This is a genomic window from Maribacter luteocoastalis, assembly GCF_048890225.1.
Taxonomy (GTDB): domain Bacteria; phylum Bacteroidota; class Bacteroidia; order Flavobacteriales; family Flavobacteriaceae; genus Maribacter; species Maribacter luteocoastalis.
The window spans coordinates 82642-99229 of record NZ_JBMFZG010000006.1 but is presented as its reverse complement, the minus strand read 5'-3'; the positions used below and the strand labels follow the sequence as shown (position 1 = coordinate 99229).

Genomic DNA, 16588 nt, shown 5'->3' with positions numbered 1-16588 from the left:
AAAAAAGGTATTCCATATTAAATGTATCTTTAGGCATGAATTGGAATCAAGCCCTAAAAGACTATAGCCACTATTTAAGACTTGAAAGGGGCTTGGCAGACAATTCCATAAAAAATTACATATTGGATGTCGAAAAATTAGTTGGTTTTTTAAATTCATCTAACATAAATGAAACTCCCATTTCCATTCATAAGGACACCGTACAACATTTCATTTATGAGATAGCAAAAATTGTCAATCCTAGGTCACAGGCCCGCATCATATCAGGATTAAAAAGTTTCTTTAACTATCTGGTGTTTGAGGATTATAGGACGGATAACCCATTGGATTTAATAGAATCACCGAAAATAGGACGTAAACTACCCGATACCCTTTCCGAGATTGAAATAAACCAACTAATTGATGCCATTGACCTTAGTAAGACTGAAGGTACCCGAAACAAAGCAATGATAGAAACACTTTATGGTTGTGGTCTACGTGTCTCTGAACTTATAGGCTTAAAAATATCGGACCTTTTTTTTGATGAGGATTTTATAAAAGTAACTGGCAAAGGAAATAAACAACGTTTTGTTCCCATTAGTGACATAAATAAAAAATATATTTCGATTTATAAAAATGAAGTTCGTGTTCATGTAAATATTCAGAAAGAATCCCTGGATATTCTTTTTTTGAACAGAAGGGGAAAACAACTAACGCGTGCTATGGTCTTTACGATTGTTAAAAACCTTGCGGAGAAAATTGGCCTAAAGAAAAATATAAGCCCTCATACATTTCGCCATTCGTTTGCCACACATTTATTGGAAAATGGCGCTGACCTTAGGGCAATACAACAAATGTTAGGCCATGAAAGTATTACCACAACAGAAGTGTATATGCATGTAGATCGAACACATTTAGCAGAGGTCATGAACAAATATCATCCACGAAAATAGATATAATCAATCCTTAAATTGACTATAATCCCTATTGTAAGGGCGTATTATTAGTCTTGCCTCCCTATCAAAACGCACATAGTTGTAGACCCAGTTCACAAAGACAACTACCCTATTTCTGAACCCAATAAGGAAAAACAAGTGAACAAACATCCATACGAACCAAGCAAAAACACCTTGGAATTTTATTCGTTTCAAATCGCAAACCGCTTTGTTCCTCCCAACTGTAGCCATGCTTCCTTTATCCTTATAAACAAATGCCTCCAATGGCTTACCTCCTATTAACCTGATAAGATTTTCTCCTAAGTTTTCACCTTGCTGAATTGCTGGTTGTGCCATCATAGGATGGCCATGTGGGTTATCCTTGTCTGCCATACAAGCAATATCCCCAATAGCAAATATCTCCGGACAACCTACAACTTGGCTAAATTCATTTACAATTAGTCTTGTGCCAGTAATCAAATCCTCAGTATCCAAACCTTTAATCGTTGCTCCTTTTACACCTGCTGCCCACACAAAGGTTGCAGACTCAAAGGTAAGATCGGTCTTGGTTGTAACCGTTTTACCATCATAACCGGTTACCCTTACATTTTTCCATACTTGAACACCTAATTCCTCTAAAAAATCCTCAGCCTTTTTAGAAGCTTTTTCACTCATGGCATTCAATAATCTATCGCCACTTTGGATAAGATTAATTTGCGCCCTGCGTGTGTCTAAATCCGGATAATCCTTAGGTAAAATTCCTTTTTTTATTTCAGCAAGTGCCCCGGCCAGTTCCACACCTGTAGGTCCTCCGCCTACAATTACAAAATTCATTAAGGCATCACGTTCATGATAATCGTCTGTTAACAATGCTTGTTCAAAATTCTCCAATATTAAACTACGCAGGTTTAAAGACTGTGGAATTGATTTCATTGCCATGGCGTTTCGCTCCAGTTCCTTGTTCCCAAAATAATTAGTTTTAGACCCTGTGGCGACCACCAAATAATCATAAGATAAATCGCCTATTGAAGTTATGAGTTTCTTATTTTCCTTATTTATCTCCTGAACTTCTGCCAAACGAAAATAGAAATTATCGTAACCTATGAGTACTTTTCTCAAAGGATACGCTATAGAATCTGGCTCTAACCCACCGGTAGAAACTTGATATAACAAGGGTTGAAATGTATGGTAGTTATTTTTGTCCAGTAGAACAACTTGGACTTCTTGTTTACTTAGTTTTTTAGCCAGCGAAATGCCAGCAAATCCTCCACCAATAATAACTATTCTTGGGTAGTTGGAACGGGGTATGTTCATAGTTTTGATATGTGTGGTAAAATTAAACAATCACACCACCATTAGAAAAGATTATCTCATTTTTAAGTATCTTTATCAATACCTGCTGTATTAAGCTCCAAGCTATGGCCAAAAGAACATCTTTCCTAATTTTGCCTTATTATTTTTATCGTAAAAACGGAATACTTAAAATTGTTTCATCCCAACATTAAAGTCAAAAATTAGCAAAATCGTAATTCCTAGATAAAAATGGACAAATAGGTTTTAAATTTAATTTTTTAAAGCTATTTATGGTAATAGTTTATAAAGAACACTTTTAAAATCATAGACTAATCAATAAAATAAACTAACATTAAAATTATGAAAAAAGCATTCTTATTTGGAGCCATGGTCATTGCTTCTTTTTGCACTTTACAAGCACAAAAGAAAACGGCTGCTATAATAGATAAGTTAGAAGAAAACACAGAAATGTATGGGGACATTGCCCATCAAATTTGGGAATATGCGGAAATGGGTTATCAAGAGCAAGAAAGTTCTGCCTTACTTCAAAAAACATTGAGTGACGAAGGTTTCTCCATTAAAAAAGGAGTAGCTGGTATACCAACTGCTTTTATTGCCGAATATGGTAGTGGCGGCCCTGTAATTGCGTTCATGGGAGAATATGATGCTTTACCAGGCTTATCACAAGAAGCCACTGCCGAAAAAAAGTCCGCTGGTAAAGCTGCAGGCCATGCCTGTGGCCATCATCTTTTTGGTACTGCCTCTACAGCAGCTGCTATCGCTACCAAGCAATGGTTAGTAGCCAATAAAATGGAAGGCACTATCAGATTTTATGGCACACCAGCAGAAGAAGGTGGCTCCGGAAAAGTATATATGGTTAGAGCAGGACTATTTAATGACGTTGATGTTGCACTACACTGGCATCCAGGGGCACAAAACGCAGCTAGCGCAGGTGCGGCCCTAGCGAATAAATCGGCTAAATTTAGATTTTATGGAGTTTCAGCCCACGCCGCTGGATCTCCTGAAAAAGGCCGTTCCGCTTTAGATGGTGTAGAAGCTATGGATATGATGGTAAATATGATGCGAGAGCATATACCTTCAGATGCTCGAATCCACTATGTTATTACCGATGGCGGAAAAGCGCCTAACGTTGTCCCAGATTTTGCGGAGGTTTATTATTATTCTAGACATAACAAAAGAGATGTGGTTATAGATATTTTCGACAGAATTGTAAAGGCTGCCGAGGGAGCTGCATTAGGTACAGGCACAACGATGGATTATGAAATGATTGGCGGAACACATGAGCTACTTCCCAATTTAACCTTACAAAAGGTAATGCACGATAACCTCAGCGCTGTTGGAGGAATAGATTATACCGAAGAAGAAAAAGAGTTTGCTGACAAAATCGCAAAGACTTTAGGTTATGAAAAAGCAGATCTTTCTATTGCCAAAAATGTTCAACCTTATAAAACAGAAGCTAAGGCATATGGGTCTACAGATGTAGGTGATGTAAGTTTTACAGTACCCACTGTAGGTATGGGAACAGCCACATGGGTACCTGGAACACCTGCCCATAGTTGGCAAGCGGTTGCTGCCGGTGGAACTTCTATAGGAACCAAGGGAATGATGATTGCGGCAAAAACACTTACTATGACGGCAATAGATCTTTTTAAGGACAAAAAGTTGGTTGCAGCGGCTAAAGCCGAGTTTGAAGAAAAGAGAGGTCCTAATTTCACTTATATTCCACTACTTGGCGATAGGGCCCCAGCATTAGACTATAGAAACTAAACCAAAATCATATCAATAAAAAGTGCCAAGATTTTCTTGTGCACTTTTTTTTATAATATTTTAAAAGGTTTGTAACAAAACCCGACTTAACGAGACTTATAATATAAGAATAACCAACCTTTAGTGAACCAAGAACTGGAACATAAATTTGTGACGGAACTACAGGACAATCAAAATATTGTCCACAAGATCTGTACACTTTATACAAATGATAGGGATTCGCACAATGATCTGTTCCAAGAGATTACCATACAACTTTGGAAAGCTTATCCAAAGTTTAGGGGGGAATCTAAATTTAGTACTTGGATGTATCGTGTAGCACTTAATACAGCGATTACATTATACAGAAAATCTAAAAAAAGAATACATACACAAGATTATGAATCGGTTATATTTAAAATTAAGGCCGATGAATACGATGAAACTGAAGAACAACAATTAAAACTAATGTACAAGGCAGTAAGGCAATTAGGAGATATTGACAAAGCATTGGTTTTTATGTATTTGGAAGATAAAAATTATACGGAAATTTCCGAAACATTGGGTATCACAGAAGTAAATGCTCGAGTAAAAATGAACCGTATAAAAACAAAATTAAAAACCATACTGAACCCCTAGGTTATGACTGATGAATTGGAATTATTAAAAAAACATTGGCAGAATAAGGATGCGGAGCTGCCAAAACTATCATATACCGATATTCATAAGATGATATGGAAGAAATCTTCCTCTATTGTTAAATGGATTCTGATAATTAGTGTTCTAGAGTTCTCACTACCTCATTTACTATACCTAATACCTTCTATGCAGGATAGTTTGAAGGTTTACGAGAATATAGGTGTATCTAAATATTTGTTGGGACTATCTATAATTTCATATGCCGTGGTCATTTACTTCATTGTACAGTTCTACAAAAGGTTCAAGGAAATTTCGGTTTTGGACAATTCCAAAAATCTAATGCGTAAGATTATTAGAACAAGAAAAACGGTAAAACATTATGTGATTTTTTCTTTAACCATGATTATGGTCACGGTTTTAATTATGATAGTTGGCGTTTATCTTAGTGATGATATTGCCAGTGCCTTCCCAGATTTAAAGGATAGTTTAGAAGAAATTTCACCAGATAAGCTTAAAATAACACTGATGCTTTCAATGGGGATTTTTGGAATTTTACTTACCTTATTTATGGGAGGTGTTTATTTTTTAATTTATGGTCTGCTCCTAAGAAAGCTTAAAAGGAATTATAATGAACTAAGACAATTGGAAATTTAAGCTTTCCATTTCCGTTGCTTGTTTTCCTCTTCATAGGCTAACAAATCCTTTTTAGAAATAACCTTTAGAAAAGAAGGGTGCTGCTCTATAGCATACTCTAATTTTTCTATTATAGCATCAGTTGACTCGTTCTCATAATCTATATCAAGTGGTTCTTTTATAACCATGGACTGTAAAATACCCTTTTTCTTTACCCGAAGCCCTTTTTTATCAAACGAACGCCTAAAACCATCAATAACAACAGGCACTACCAAAGGTTTGTATTTCTTTATAATGTGGGCAGTACCTTTACGCAAGGGTTTCCAAGGGGTTGTTGTACCCTGCGGAAAAGTAATTACCCAACCATCTTTTAGGGCCATTCCTATATTGGAGATATCGCTCATTTTCACTTGTCTGTTCACATCCTTTCCTTCTGCTCGCCATGTACGCTCTACACTAATAGAACCGGCATATGCCAAAATTTTGGTCAACAGACTTTTCTTCATAGTTTCAGCAGCTGCTATATAATACATGTTTAGTTTTGGCTGCCATATATATCCTAAGTTTTTTATGGAATCTTCCCTACCACTAAGACTGGCGTTAAAAACATGGAACATGGCAACAACGTCCGCAAAATAGGTCTGGTGATTACTTACAAAAAGCACATTGGTATCTGGTAGGCTTCTAATTATATCAGAACCTTCAATCTCCAATTTGTTAAATCGCTTATACCGCTGATGGGACATAACCGCTAGGATACGTATCAGCCATTTTTTCAAAAACAAATTGTGCCCAAAAGGGTTTTTCTTAAATAATCCCATAACCGCTAAAATAAGAAATACTGCTTATAACACCTGTTTTAAAAGGGTTTTAATCTCACTCATCATCATGGCCGTAGCCCCCCAAACAATGTAATCATTTAATTTAAAGGCCGGTACATCAATTTCCAAAGCATAGGAAGTAGTCATTTTTTTTGTAACCACATTCGCATCCTCGATAAAATCCATAAGTGATATTTCTAAAATAGATGCTACTTCTGATTCTTGAATTGTAAATGGTTTTGGCTCTTTATATAGTCCGATAAATGGTTGTACCTCAAAATTACTTGGAGGAATATAAACCTTTGATATTTTTCGAAGAACGGTAACCTCAGATGGTGGCACACCCACTTCCTCATATGTTTCTCGTAAGGCGGTTTGCCGTAAATCAATATCCACTTCTTCAACCTTGCCACCAGGAAAGGCAACTTGGTTGGAATGTACTCCCTTATACGTTTTTCGAAGTATACATAACAACTTGGTCCTGTTCTTCACATCTGGGTAAAACAATGCCATTACCGCCGCTTTTCTTGGATTTTTTGATAACTTACCAAATTCTAAAAGGGCATCAATTCTTTCTTTGGGTGCCATTTTATAATGTGAAGCCTCGCCAGGAAGTGGTAGATCTTTTATTTTTGACAACCGTTGTTCAAAAATGTTAAAATCCATGTGTTTAAAAAATATTCTGTTTTCGCTCGTGTTAGGAACACTGGTCCTATTAAGCTGTAAAGATAATTCTAAGAAATTAGAAAGCACAGAATCACAAGATGTAAAAATAGTGGATACTACCAGTATTAAGGAACAGGCTGCCGTAGCAAAGGAAGAAAAATTTATTCTTGACGAAGAAAATGCAATAGATTTTTTCTTTGATTATCAGAAAGATTTAAAAGTTAACAAAGTAAAGATCACTACTAATTTTGGGGATTTTACCATAGAATTATTTGATGACGTGCCTTATCATAAAGCGAATTTTATCTTTTTGACCAGAAAAGGATATTTTGACTACACACAGTTTCATAGGGTAGTAAAAGATTTTATCATACAAGGAGGGAATTCTGATGATAAACAGACCGCAAATAAACGAAGGGAAATTGGTAGATACCTCTTACCTCCCGATACTAGAAAGGGATACAAACACCATCGTGGAATTGTTTCTATGCCAAGCAGCGAAATAAACAATCCCCATATGTTGGCCTCACCTTATGAGTTTTTTATTGTAGTTACCAAACCTGGTTCTTATCACTTAGATGGGGATTTCACCCCATTTGGAAAAGTAATAGAGGGCATGGATGTGGTTGATAAAATCAACGCCCAGCCTGTTGGCAAAGGGGATTGGCCTTCTCAGAACATATACATTACCAAAGCGGAAGTTTTGGAATAGAAGTTTTCAACTATGTTTTGGGATAAATATCCGGTAAGGATATTTTAAATCGTACTGCTAAAATGCGTAAAACTATTATTGATACAATACCCACTATATATGCTAGAGTTGAATCTAATGGAAACTGTATCAAAAGAAAATAAATAGCCCCTCCTAAAATACAAACCGTGGCATAGATTTCCTTTCTGAAAATAACTGGAATCTCTTTGCATAATATATCCCTTAATACACCACCAAAACTCGCGGTCATAGTACCCAACGCTATACAAATAACCGGTGCCAATTCTGCGCTTAACCCTTTTTGGATACCTACCATAGTGTACAACCCAATACCAATGGTATCAAACAAAAAGAGTGATCTACTAAAATATTTTAATCGTCCGGAAAAGAAAATTGCCAAAACAACTGCCAATAGGATAATCAATATGTACATCGGTTCTTTCATCCAACCTACAGGTGTGTTTCCTATTAAAACATCCCGTAGGGTACCTCCACCTACCGCCGTCACAAATGCTATGATAAAAACCCCAAATACATCTAGTTTTTTCTCCATGGCGACCAATACACCTGAAATAGCAAAGGCCACAGTACCCAATATATCTATTAAGGTGTAAAACATAGCTTACATCTGTTGGGTATAAAAACTATAATCCTTTATTACGATATCTATAAATTCCATAGGGGTAAAATCGGTTGAGATTTCGGTCACTTTTTTTATTCTATCGGCCAAAGTTATAATAACAGTATGGTTACCATTCCTTTTAGCATTATCATATACATTTTTAATGGTCTGCATCTCAGCATCCTTAAAAATGATTACTTGTGGAAACTTAGGTTTATAATCTGCTGGTAATTCCCGAAACAAGGTGTCTTTTAAAAACACCCGTTTCTTCTCGCTTATTACTGTAGTGCCTGCTGCAATATCTCCAATTCGTTGTCCCTTTCCCCTAATCAAAATTGTTAAAATCGCCAAACCTCCGGAGCTTAATGAAATATCTATAATTCTAAGAATCCATCTAACAAAAAAACTGGAAAAGTTAGGTTTTGTCCCATCTAGCTTCACAACCCTTATCTGCATAAAATTTTTTCCAATAGTCTTCCCGTCCATAAAGGTTTCCATCACAAAATAATACAGAAATGCAGGTAGTCCAAGTAACATATAAATTGCCCACTGGTCATTTGCCTCAACATCCATTGCCAAAAGTAACCAGACCATTAACACATAATAGATTACAATTATAAGGGTATCTATGATGAATGCGAGGATCCTATCACCAAGGTGTGCCGTATTTTGGTCTATACTTATATTTTGGGCTGTTTCTATTTGAAATTGTTCCATTGTTTTGTTTCTTTGATATAAACCCTATAGTTAATGCGCGAAGCCGCCTTTGTAAAGCAAAATAAGGACAAATGGTCAACTTTTGAAAGTGCTTTGGCTAATAAAACGAATCTGGACCCAGATGTATTGTCCAATCTCTACATAGAAGTAACCGATCATTTAAGTTACGCAAAAACCTTTTATCCTAATAGTAACACAGCTATTTACTTAAACGCGTTGTCATCACAAGCGCACCAAAAGATTTATAGGTCAAAAAGAGAGTCGAAAAATAGAATAATACGTTTTTGGAAAACAGAATTTCCACATATGTTCAAACAACATCATAGAGAATTGCTAATTGCTTTTTTGGTATTTGTTTTCTTTTCATTTGTAGGGGCCTTTTCAGCAGCTAATGAAGGCGATTTTGTGCGTTCAATACTTGGGGATGGCTATGTTAATATGACCCTTGAAAATATCGAAAAAGGAGACCCCATGGCCGTTTATAAGCAAATGGGGGAGTTTAATATGTTCCTTGGGATTACGATAAATAATATCAGGGTAGCCTTAATGGCTTTTGTTTATGGTATTTTACTAGGTATTGGAACCCTAATGGTAATGCTGCAAAATGGCATTATGTTAGGGAGCTTTCAATATTTCTTTTATGAAAAGGGTCTACTATGGGAATCGGTGCGTACCATTTGGATTCATGGCACTATCGAAATTTCCGTGATTATCATCGCAGGCTGTGCCGGATTAGTACTTGCCAACGGCATGTTGTTCCCTGGAACGTATACACGTTTAGCGTCTTTTAAAAGGGGAATGAAAAACGGACTTAAAATAATGATAAGTACCATTCCATTTTTTATAATCGCTGGATTTTTAGAGGGATTTGTGACTAGACACACCGAAATGCCTGACTTGCTGGCCATTTTAATCATTATTGGCTCCTTGACACTAATATTGTTTTATTACGTTATATACCCAAATCAATTACATAAAAAAACCAAAACTGAATGAAAACCAATTATATAGAATTTAAAAAACAACGTGAATTAGGAGAGATATTATCTGATACATTTGCATTTCTAAGAGCTGAATTCAAACCTTTTTTTAGCACTTATTTAAAGATAGTTGGCCCTTTCTTATTGGTGATGATATTAGCACTCATCGGCTATATGTTCTATATCGGCGATACCTTCAATTACATGTTGATTGATGGTGGTAACGGCACCTCAAACATTGCTATAATAGCCTTTGTTGCGTTGCTATATATATTTTCTATAATAGCCGTGTATGTTATGTCACAGTCTACGGTGCTACATTATATTAAATCTTATGCCAATGGCAAGGGAACAACTGATTTTGATACTATAAAAAAGGAAGTGTATGGTAGTTTTTGGAGTTTTATAGGACTCGGTATTTTAGTAGGGATATCGGTTATGGTAGGCTTTATATTTTGTATAATTCCAGGTATCTATTTATATGTGCCATTGGTACTTTCTTTTAGTGTTCTGGTCTTTAATAAAATGAGTGTATCCGATGCCTACAGCTATTGTTTTAAACTAGTGAAAGATGAGTGGTGGATAACGTTTGCCACTTTGTTTATCATAGGAATCATCGTTACAGTGGCAACATATGCCTTTGCCATACCCACTGTAATTTATCAATATATGAAAATGGGCATTTTCTCTGGTGAAATGGATGCTGAAAATATGATGGGTACAGTACAAGACCCTATTTATATAGTATTAAATATCATTAGTACATTAGGACAGTTTATTTTGAATTTGATATCCATCATAGGTGCCGTATTTGTGTATTTTAACCTTAACGAAAAAAAGAATTTTACCGGTACCTACGAGCAAATAGAAAGTTTAGGAAAAATATCTGATATTTAATTAATGACCAAACACTTTTTGTTTATCATCTTGTTAATGTTCTTAGGTAGTGTGATCCATGCTCAAAAAGATTCGTTATCACTGGTATATGATGAATCCCATATACTACCTAAAGAGATAAAGGTTAGTGATTTAGAAACTTACTTGAGCGACCCAAAATTTGACTATGAAATAATAAAATCTAGTGCCCCAGAATGGTGGATTTCAATTAAAAACTGGCTATCCAACCTAGTCTTACGTTTTTTCGAATGGATTTTTGGGGTAGAAAAAGCTAGTGGAGCATTTAACATATTTCTTGAAATAGTACCCTACCTTTTACTTGTAGTGTTGCTCTTTATCCTCATAAAATTTTTTATTACTGTAAATGCAAGGTCTATTCTTTTTGCGAAAAATAATCAGTCTACGGTAGCGCTATCGGAAGAAGAACATATTATTAAGAATGAAGATATACAGACCCTCATAAAAGGGGCATTGGACAATGATAATTATCGCTTGGCGGTTAGATATTACTATTTGTACATGCTTCAAATTATGACAGAAAAAGACATTATAGATTGGGCACATCAAAAAACCAATGAGGACTTTTTAAACGAAATCCAACAGACACAATTAATTGAGCCATTTCAATCCATAACCCGATTATATGATTATGTATGGTACGGTGATTTCCCAATTGACAAGACTAAATATGTAAAAGCGGAATCCAAATTTTTAGCCTTAAAGAAAATAGTATTAGATGCGTAAAAAAGGTACGTTTTATAGTATTGGTTTACTAGCCACCTTAGCGGTGCTTATGTTATTGCAATACAATAAACCAAAGGAACTTAATTGGTTTGAGTCTTTCGTGGGCACGCACAAAATCCCTTATGGGACTTTTATCTTCAATGAACTCATCACCAATACCTTATACCCAAATAAAGTTACCCAAATTACCCTTTCTCCTTTTGAGTTTCTTACGAATGAAGATAATCCAAAAGGTACTTATGTATTCATTAACAATACTATTCAATTTGATGAAGTTGAGTTTAACCGATTACTGGAATGGACAGCCAAAGGAAATACCCTATTCATTGCCGCTGAAGGATTTGATGAACATCTTTCAGATACCTTGAAGATTAAAACTAGTATGAAATACGGTGGTTTTGAAACGGCCCAAAAGCAAAACCATAAACTGGTAAATCCAAATTTCAAAAATGATCACGACTATAGTTATGAAAAAACAACTGCGGTAATTATTTTCTCAGAGTTAGATACTACCAATACAACCGTTTTAGCCACTGTTACCCTCCCAAGTGAATCCAAGCCAGAGGAAATTGATAATGTAACTGCCATACATACCAATTTTGGTAGTGGTGAAATTATACTATCAACCTTTCCAAAGGCATTCACCAACTATTTTATCCTAGAAGATAACAATAAGGACTACACGGCAGGTTTGAGTACTTATCTCAACAATGGCGGCACTATTTACATAGACAACCATTACAAGAGTGGCAAAGCGTTTTACACATCGCCCATGTATATATTTCTAAACACTAAAGAATTAAAATGGGCCTATTATATTGTCTTAATAGGGGCCTTGATTTATGTCATTTTCGAAGGTAAAAGAAAACAACGGGCCATTCCTGTTATAAAGCCACTTGAAAATCAGACTTTGGCATTTACACGTACTATTTCCGATATGTATTTTGAAAAAAATGACCAAAAAACCATTGTTGGGCACAAGATAAATTACTTTTTAAACTATTTAAGGAATAAGTACTATGTAGACAGCAATGTAATTGATGATGATTTCCTAAAGAAATTAGCATTAAAAAGCGGACATACTTTAGAACAAACAAAAACGCTATTTAGTTATATAGAACAACTTAAGAATAAGGCACAAATAACCGATAGTGAACTAATAGACCTTAACCAACTTATTCAAAAATATAAATTTGAACCCAATGGAAAATAATGAACCACGTAAGGACGACCTAAGTTTTGATAATAGGATTTCGTTAGCTGAACTACAAAAGGCGGTTTTAGATATAAAACAGGAATTGGCCAAGGTAATCGTAGGACAAGACAACTTTATTGAACTCTTAATTGTCTCTCTTTTGGTAGATGGCCATGTACTTATAGAAGGAGTTCCGGGTATTGCCAAGACCATAACCGCCAAGCTTTTTGCCCAAACATTGAATACAGATTTTAGTAGAATCCAATTTACACCTGACTTAATGCCAAGTGATATTTTAGGCACCTCCATTTTCAATGTAAAAAAGTCGGAATTCGAGTTTAAAAAAGGACCTATTTTTTCCAATATTATCTTGATTGATGAGATAAACCGTGCCCCGGCAAAAACACAAGCTGCCATGTTCGAAACCATGGAAGAAAAACAGGTGACCATGGATGGCACTACCTATAAAATGGATACTCCCTTTATGGTATTGGCCACACAAAACCCAATTGAACAAGAAGGTACCTATGCACTACCAGAAGCTCAATTAGACCGATTTTTATTTAAGATAAAAGTATCCTACCCAGAAACAGAAGAGGAAATACTAATTTTAAAAACACACCACGACAGAAAAGGTGCATTGCCGCAATCATTACTTAAAAATGTCCTTGACCCTAAGGAACTTCAGTATTTTAAAGACCAAATACAGGAAATTATTGTTGAAGAAAAAATCTTTAAATACATAGCAGAAGTAGTTACCAAGACCAGAAACCATCCACATTTGTATTTGGGTGGATCCCCACGTGCCTCAATTGCCACATTAAACAGTGCCAAGGCTTTTGCCGCCATATACGGTAGGGATTTTGTTACTCCAGAAGATGTAAAAAAAGCACTGGTCCCTGTACTTAATCATAGGGTAATTCTAACTCCAGAAAGGGAAATGGAGGGTATGACTACAGAAAACGTCATTAAAATGATTACTGAAAGTGTAGAAATTCCACGTTAGATGAAGTTTCTAAAATCCTTCTACATTCATAATATTTTTTTTAGGTACTTGGGTTGCTTAGCCGCTTGTTTTGTGGTTTCCTATTGGATAAAAGTACTATATCCTATTGCTTGGGTACTTTTCTTACTACTTGTAGGCTTGTTTTTTTTTGATATCCTATTACTTTACGGATTGGGAAAAGGTATCCAGGCCCGAAGAAAATTGCCATTAAAACTTTCTAATAGTGATGCAAATCCCATTAAAATCGAATTTGAGGCATACTACCCATTTAAAACCTACATCTCTATTGTAGATGAACTGCCGAAGCAATTTCAAAAACGTGATTTTGATTATAAGAATACATTGATAAAAGGAGAAAAAAAACAATTTAAATATACTGTAAGACCGGTTGACCGAGGGGAATATGTTTTTGGAAACTTGATAGTTTTCGCTTCTTCCCCACTACGAATACTAAAAAGAAAATTCGCTATTCAAAAAGACCAAATGGTTCCTGTTTATCCTTCTATTATACAAATGCAACAGTATGATTTTTTAGCTATCAGTAACCGACTTTCCATGTTGGGTCTTAAAAAAATAAGAAGAATTGGACATACACAGGAATTTGAACAGATTAAGGAATATGTACAGGGAGATGATGTTAGAACGCTAAATTGGAAGGCTACCGCCAAACAAAATCAGTTAATGGTGAACCAGTACCAAGATGAAAAATCACAACCAGTGTATTCCATAATTGATACTGGTCGAGTGATGAAAATGCCATTTAACGATTTAAAACTTTTAGATTATGCCATTAATAGCTGTTTGGCATTTTCAAATATTGCCTTAAAACGAAATGACAAAACAGGACTAATTGGTTTCTCAAAAGCTATAAATTCTTATGTCCCGGCATTACAAAAACCTACACATCTCAATACAATTTTAGAACAACTGTACAACATTGATACTTCATTTACCGATTCAGATTTTGGAGTTCTTTACAGTCATATAAAGCGTAAAATTAACCAAAGGAGCCTTTTGCTTCTTTACACTAATTTTGAACATATTTCATCACTTAAAAGACAACTTCCCTATTTTTTGGCTTTGGCAAAAAAACATGTTTTAGTAGTTGTTTTCTTTAAGAACTCTGAATTGGAAAAATTGATTTCAACAGATGTAGAGGATCTGCAATCTATATATCATAAAACGATAGCAGAAAAATTCTCTTTTGAAAAGGTTCTTATGCAAAAAGAACTTCAAAAGTATGGTATTCAGACCATTTTGACCAAACCAGAAGAATTGACCATAAACACAATTAACAAGTACTTAGAAATTAAGGCTAGAGGTTTGCTCTAGGGCTATTTTAAAAAATAGGAAACTTGTATTTCAGAAGAAATATTTTTAGAACCATTGGCTTTTGCCAAAGGCATAAAATCAAATATTTGATTATTTTTATTGGATACAAGACAACCACAATTTTTTCGCAGGCCACCTTTTCCACTCCTATTATTTTTATTAAAAAGCAATTCCATTGCCAAACCAGAAATTATACCTCCCAAAGTGGTGTAAAGCACATCATCTGTTTGCCAAACCCCCGCAGTAGATTTATCGTAAGTTTCTTTGGCTAAACCGGCAGCCAGACTACTACCGATGGCACCTGCCCACGTCCATCCTCGTTGACCTTTAAAAATTTTATGGGCTGCATAACCGCCTACTCCCCCAATAACAGCACCTGCACCAACATGTTTGGCTACATTTTCAATTTCTTGGGCTTGTCCCATAGTTCCAATTGCTAAGAAAAGAGTGATAAAAACGTATTTCATAATACCTCGGGAAATATAACGTATAACCATGAACGCAAAATTCATCCTAAAATTTTAGCCCTTAATTATATCTTTAAAACAATTTCACATCTTAAAACCCTACCTAGAATTATCAATTCTTTAAGACCTATATCAAATCATACCATGTAATTTTACAAATCACATTCCGACTAATTTTTCTTAATAAAAATTACCAATGAAAACCATAATACACAGAGCTAATACTAGGGGCCATGCAAATCATGGTTGGTTAAACTCATTTCATAGCTTCAGCTTTGCCAATTATTATGACCCAAAAAGAATGAATTTTGGTGCGTTAAGAGTGCTCAACGACGATACCGTGGCTGGTGGTAAAGGGTTTGGCACGCATCCACATCGCAATATGGAGATTATATCCATTCCTTTACAAGGAGATCTGCAACACATGGACGATATGGGAAATTCTACTGTTATTAAAGAAGGTGATGTACAAGTGATGAGTGCAGGTACAGGAGTATCGCATAGTGAGTATAACAAGAATTCTGATTCTGAGGTAAAATTTCTTCAAATTTGGTTATTCCCTAACATACAAGAAGTAACGCCGAGATATGATCAAGTAACATTGACCCCGATAGCCGTAAAAAACGAATTATATCAAATTTTGTCCCCAAATAAGGACGATCAAGGTGTTTGGGTACATCAAAATGCATGGTTTCATTTGGGAAATTTTGATCAAGGTTCCTATGAAACCTATACCATTAAGAAAAAAGGCAATGGTGCTTATATTTTTGTATTGGAAGGCAATCTTATCATAAATGAACAAAAACTAGATACGAGAGATGGTTTTGGTATATGGGAGACCAACTCTTTTAATATAGATGCCATCTCAGACACTAAGTTTTTGGTTATGGATGTGCCAATGCTTTGATCTGGATTAATTATTTCGGTTTTTAATTCAATCAAAACCTTTTAAAATTTGAACGAGCTACCAAAAAAATTGACCGTTTAATTTTAATTCAAAAATTATAATAGGTGTCACCTCCCTATTTAATATCAAAAAGTATATCGGTATTAACGAGTATTGCCGCACTTTAAAGTAGAAAGATTTAAAATTAATAAAACTCCTGACGGCTACTAATAGCGGAAAGGGTCAAATCTTTTTATTTACTACAACAAAAGCCTAATGTTGGTATAAAATTTTAGT

General features: G+C 35.3%; 18 protein-coding genes. 12 read left to right on the top strand and 6 right to left on the bottom strand.

Annotation, left to right across the window (positions count from 1 at the left end; translation table 11 throughout):
• Positions 1-35 precede the first annotated feature (35 nt).
• A complete protein-coding gene (gene xerD, locus ACOCEA_RS12725; RefSeq protein WP_420756633.1) occupies positions 36-932 on the top strand; it encodes a site-specific tyrosine recombinase XerD in 897 nt (298 codons plus the stop codon).
• A 6-nt stretch (positions 933-938) separates the two neighbouring features.
• On the opposite strand, the gene ACOCEA_RS12720 is transcribed toward xerD, so the two are convergent.
• Positions 939-2228 carry an NAD(P)/FAD-dependent oxidoreductase gene (locus ACOCEA_RS12720; RefSeq protein ID WP_420756632.1) on the bottom strand — a complete coding sequence of 430 codons (1290 nt, stop codon included), beginning with the start codon at positions 2226-2228 and terminating at the stop codon, positions 939-941.
• A 339-nt stretch (positions 2229-2567) separates the two neighbouring features.
• On the opposite strand from ACOCEA_RS12720, the gene ACOCEA_RS12715 reads away from it, so the two are divergent.
• From ACOCEA_RS12715 to ACOCEA_RS12705, 3 genes are all read left to right on the top strand, one after another.
• Entirely contained in the window at positions 2568-3995 is a 1428-nt protein-coding gene (locus ACOCEA_RS12715) for an amidohydrolase (RefSeq protein ID WP_420756631.1), read from the top strand.
• Positions 3996-4118: 123 nt separating this feature from the next.
• Positions 4119-4613, top strand: a complete 495-nt coding sequence (locus tag ACOCEA_RS12710) for an RNA polymerase sigma factor (RefSeq protein WP_420756630.1) — start codon at positions 4119-4121, stop codon at positions 4611-4613.
• A gap of 3 nt (positions 4614-4616) precedes the next feature.
• Complete coding sequence (locus ACOCEA_RS12705) at positions 4617-5267, top strand: hypothetical protein (protein ID WP_420756629.1); 651 nt, start codon at positions 4617-4619, stop codon at positions 5265-5267.
• On the opposite strand, the gene ACOCEA_RS12700 is transcribed toward ACOCEA_RS12705, so the two are convergent.
• Positions 5264-6067: a lysophospholipid acyltransferase family protein gene (locus ACOCEA_RS12700; protein WP_420756628.1), complete on the bottom strand. Its 804-nt coding sequence runs from the start codon at positions 6065-6067 to the stop codon at positions 5264-5266. The genes ACOCEA_RS12705 and ACOCEA_RS12700 overlap by 4 nt on opposite strands.
• Before the next feature lie 24 nt (positions 6068-6091).
• Entirely contained in the window at positions 6092-6733 is a 642-nt protein-coding gene (locus ACOCEA_RS12695) for an NUDIX hydrolase (RefSeq protein WP_420756627.1), read from the bottom strand.
• On the opposite strand from ACOCEA_RS12695, the gene ACOCEA_RS12690 reads away from it, so the two are divergent.
• Entirely contained in the window at positions 6732-7445 is a 714-nt protein-coding gene (locus ACOCEA_RS12690) for a peptidylprolyl isomerase (RefSeq protein WP_420756626.1), read from the top strand. The genes ACOCEA_RS12695 and ACOCEA_RS12690 overlap by 2 nt on opposite strands.
• Before the next feature lie 10 nt (positions 7446-7455).
• Here the strand turns inward: ACOCEA_RS12690 and ACOCEA_RS12685 are convergent, their stop codons facing one another.
• Positions 7456-8064: a trimeric intracellular cation channel family protein gene (locus ACOCEA_RS12685; RefSeq protein ID WP_420756625.1), complete on the bottom strand. Its 609-nt coding sequence runs from the start codon at positions 8062-8064 to the stop codon at positions 7456-7458.
• A gap of 3 nt (positions 8065-8067) precedes the next feature.
• Positions 8068-8784, bottom strand: coding sequence for an RDD family protein (locus ACOCEA_RS12680; protein WP_420756624.1), 717 nt, complete (start codon positions 8782-8784; stop codon positions 8068-8070).
• A gap of 33 nt (positions 8785-8817) precedes the next feature.
• Here ACOCEA_RS12680 and ACOCEA_RS12675 point away from each other — a divergent pair, with 33 nt between their 5' ends.
• The 6 genes from ACOCEA_RS12675 to ACOCEA_RS12650 are packed head-to-tail and all read left to right on the top strand — an operon-like array spanning position 8818 to position 14938.
• Positions 8818-9780 (top strand): stage II sporulation protein M, encoded by a 963-nt coding sequence (locus ACOCEA_RS12675; protein WP_420756623.1) that lies wholly within the window; start codon positions 8818-8820, stop codon positions 9778-9780.
• On the top strand, positions 9777-10661 hold the full coding sequence (locus ACOCEA_RS12670) for a hypothetical protein (protein WP_420756622.1): 885 nt from the start codon (positions 9777-9779) through the stop codon (positions 10659-10661). Before ACOCEA_RS12675 ends, ACOCEA_RS12670 begins: the two co-directional genes overlap by 4 nt.
• A 3-nt stretch (positions 10662-10664) precedes the next feature.
• Positions 10665-11405, top strand: coding sequence for a DUF4129 domain-containing protein (locus ACOCEA_RS12665; protein WP_420756621.1), 741 nt, complete (start codon positions 10665-10667; stop codon positions 11403-11405).
• Positions 11398-12618: a DUF4350 domain-containing protein gene (locus ACOCEA_RS12660; protein ID WP_420756620.1), complete on the top strand. Its 1221-nt coding sequence runs from the start codon at positions 11398-11400 to the stop codon at positions 12616-12618. The genes ACOCEA_RS12665 and ACOCEA_RS12660 overlap by 8 nt, the downstream gene beginning before the upstream one ends.
• Positions 12608-13606 (top strand): AAA family ATPase, encoded by a 999-nt coding sequence (locus tag ACOCEA_RS12655; protein ID WP_420756619.1) that lies wholly within the window; start codon positions 12608-12610, stop codon positions 13604-13606. The genes ACOCEA_RS12660 and ACOCEA_RS12655 overlap by 11 nt, the downstream gene beginning before the upstream one ends.
• Positions 13607-14938, top strand: a complete 1332-nt coding sequence (locus tag ACOCEA_RS12650; RefSeq protein ID WP_420756618.1) for a DUF58 domain-containing protein — start codon at positions 13607-13609, stop codon at positions 14936-14938.
• Positions 14939-14940: 2 nt separating this feature from the next.
• On the opposite strand, the gene ACOCEA_RS12645 is transcribed toward ACOCEA_RS12650, so the two are convergent.
• Entirely contained in the window at positions 14941-15450 is a 510-nt protein-coding gene (locus ACOCEA_RS12645) for a hypothetical protein (protein ID WP_420756617.1), read from the bottom strand.
• 151 nt (positions 15451-15601) lie between these two features.
• On the opposite strand from ACOCEA_RS12645, the gene ACOCEA_RS12640 reads away from it, so the two are divergent.
• A complete protein-coding gene (locus ACOCEA_RS12640) occupies positions 15602-16312 on the top strand; it encodes a pirin family protein (RefSeq protein WP_420756616.1) in 711 nt (236 codons plus the stop codon).
• Positions 16313-16588: the final 276 nt, after the last annotated feature.

Excerpts from the sequence above, each read along its gene's own strand:
- ACOCEA_RS12655 (WP_420756619.1), top strand. The coding sequence starts at position 12,608 with ATGGAAAATAATGAACCACGTAAGGACGACCTAAGTTTTGATAATAGG.
- ACOCEA_RS12660 (WP_420756620.1), top strand. The coding sequence starts at position 11,398 with ATGCGTAAAAAAGGTACGTTTTATAGTATTGGTTTACTAGCCACCTTA.
- ACOCEA_RS12680 (WP_420756624.1), bottom strand. The coding sequence starts at position 8,784 with ATGGAACAATTTCAAATAGAAACAGCCCAAAATATAAGTATAGACCAA.
- ACOCEA_RS12715 (WP_420756631.1), top strand. The coding sequence starts at position 2,568 with ATGAAAAAAGCATTCTTATTTGGAGCCATGGTCATTGCTTCTTTTTGC.
- ACOCEA_RS12695 (WP_420756627.1), bottom strand. The coding sequence starts at position 6,733 with ATGGATTTTAACATTTTTGAACAACGGTTGTCAAAAATAAAAGATCTA.
- ACOCEA_RS12700 (WP_420756628.1), bottom strand. The coding sequence starts at position 6,067 with ATGGGATTATTTAAGAAAAACCCTTTTGGGCACAATTTGTTTTTGAAA.
- ACOCEA_RS12690 (WP_420756626.1), top strand. The coding sequence starts at position 6,732 with ATGTGTTTAAAAAATATTCTGTTTTCGCTCGTGTTAGGAACACTGGTC.
- ACOCEA_RS12650 (WP_420756618.1), top strand. The coding sequence starts at position 13,607 with ATGAAGTTTCTAAAATCCTTCTACATTCATAATATTTTTTTTAGGTAC.
- xerD (WP_420756633.1), top strand. The coding sequence starts at position 36 with ATGAATTGGAATCAAGCCCTAAAAGACTATAGCCACTATTTAAGACTT.
- ACOCEA_RS12640 (WP_420756616.1), top strand. The coding sequence starts at position 15,602 with ATGAAAACCATAATACACAGAGCTAATACTAGGGGCCATGCAAATCAT.
- ACOCEA_RS12720 (WP_420756632.1), bottom strand. The coding sequence starts at position 2,228 with ATGAACATACCCCGTTCCAACTACCCAAGAATAGTTATTATTGGTGGA.
- ACOCEA_RS12670 (WP_420756622.1), top strand. The coding sequence starts at position 9,777 with ATGAAAACCAATTATATAGAATTTAAAAAACAACGTGAATTAGGAGAG.
- ACOCEA_RS12685 (WP_420756625.1), bottom strand. The coding sequence starts at position 8,064 with ATGTTTTACACCTTAATAGATATATTGGGTACTGTGGCCTTTGCTATT.
- ACOCEA_RS12665 (WP_420756621.1), top strand. The coding sequence starts at position 10,665 with ATGACCAAACACTTTTTGTTTATCATCTTGTTAATGTTCTTAGGTAGT.
- ACOCEA_RS12705 (WP_420756629.1), top strand. The coding sequence starts at position 4,617 with ATGACTGATGAATTGGAATTATTAAAAAAACATTGGCAGAATAAGGAT.
- ACOCEA_RS12645 (WP_420756617.1), bottom strand. The coding sequence starts at position 15,450 with ATGAATTTTGCGTTCATGGTTATACGTTATATTTCCCGAGGTATTATG.
- ACOCEA_RS12675 (WP_420756623.1), top strand. The coding sequence starts at position 8,818 with ATGCGCGAAGCCGCCTTTGTAAAGCAAAATAAGGACAAATGGTCAACT.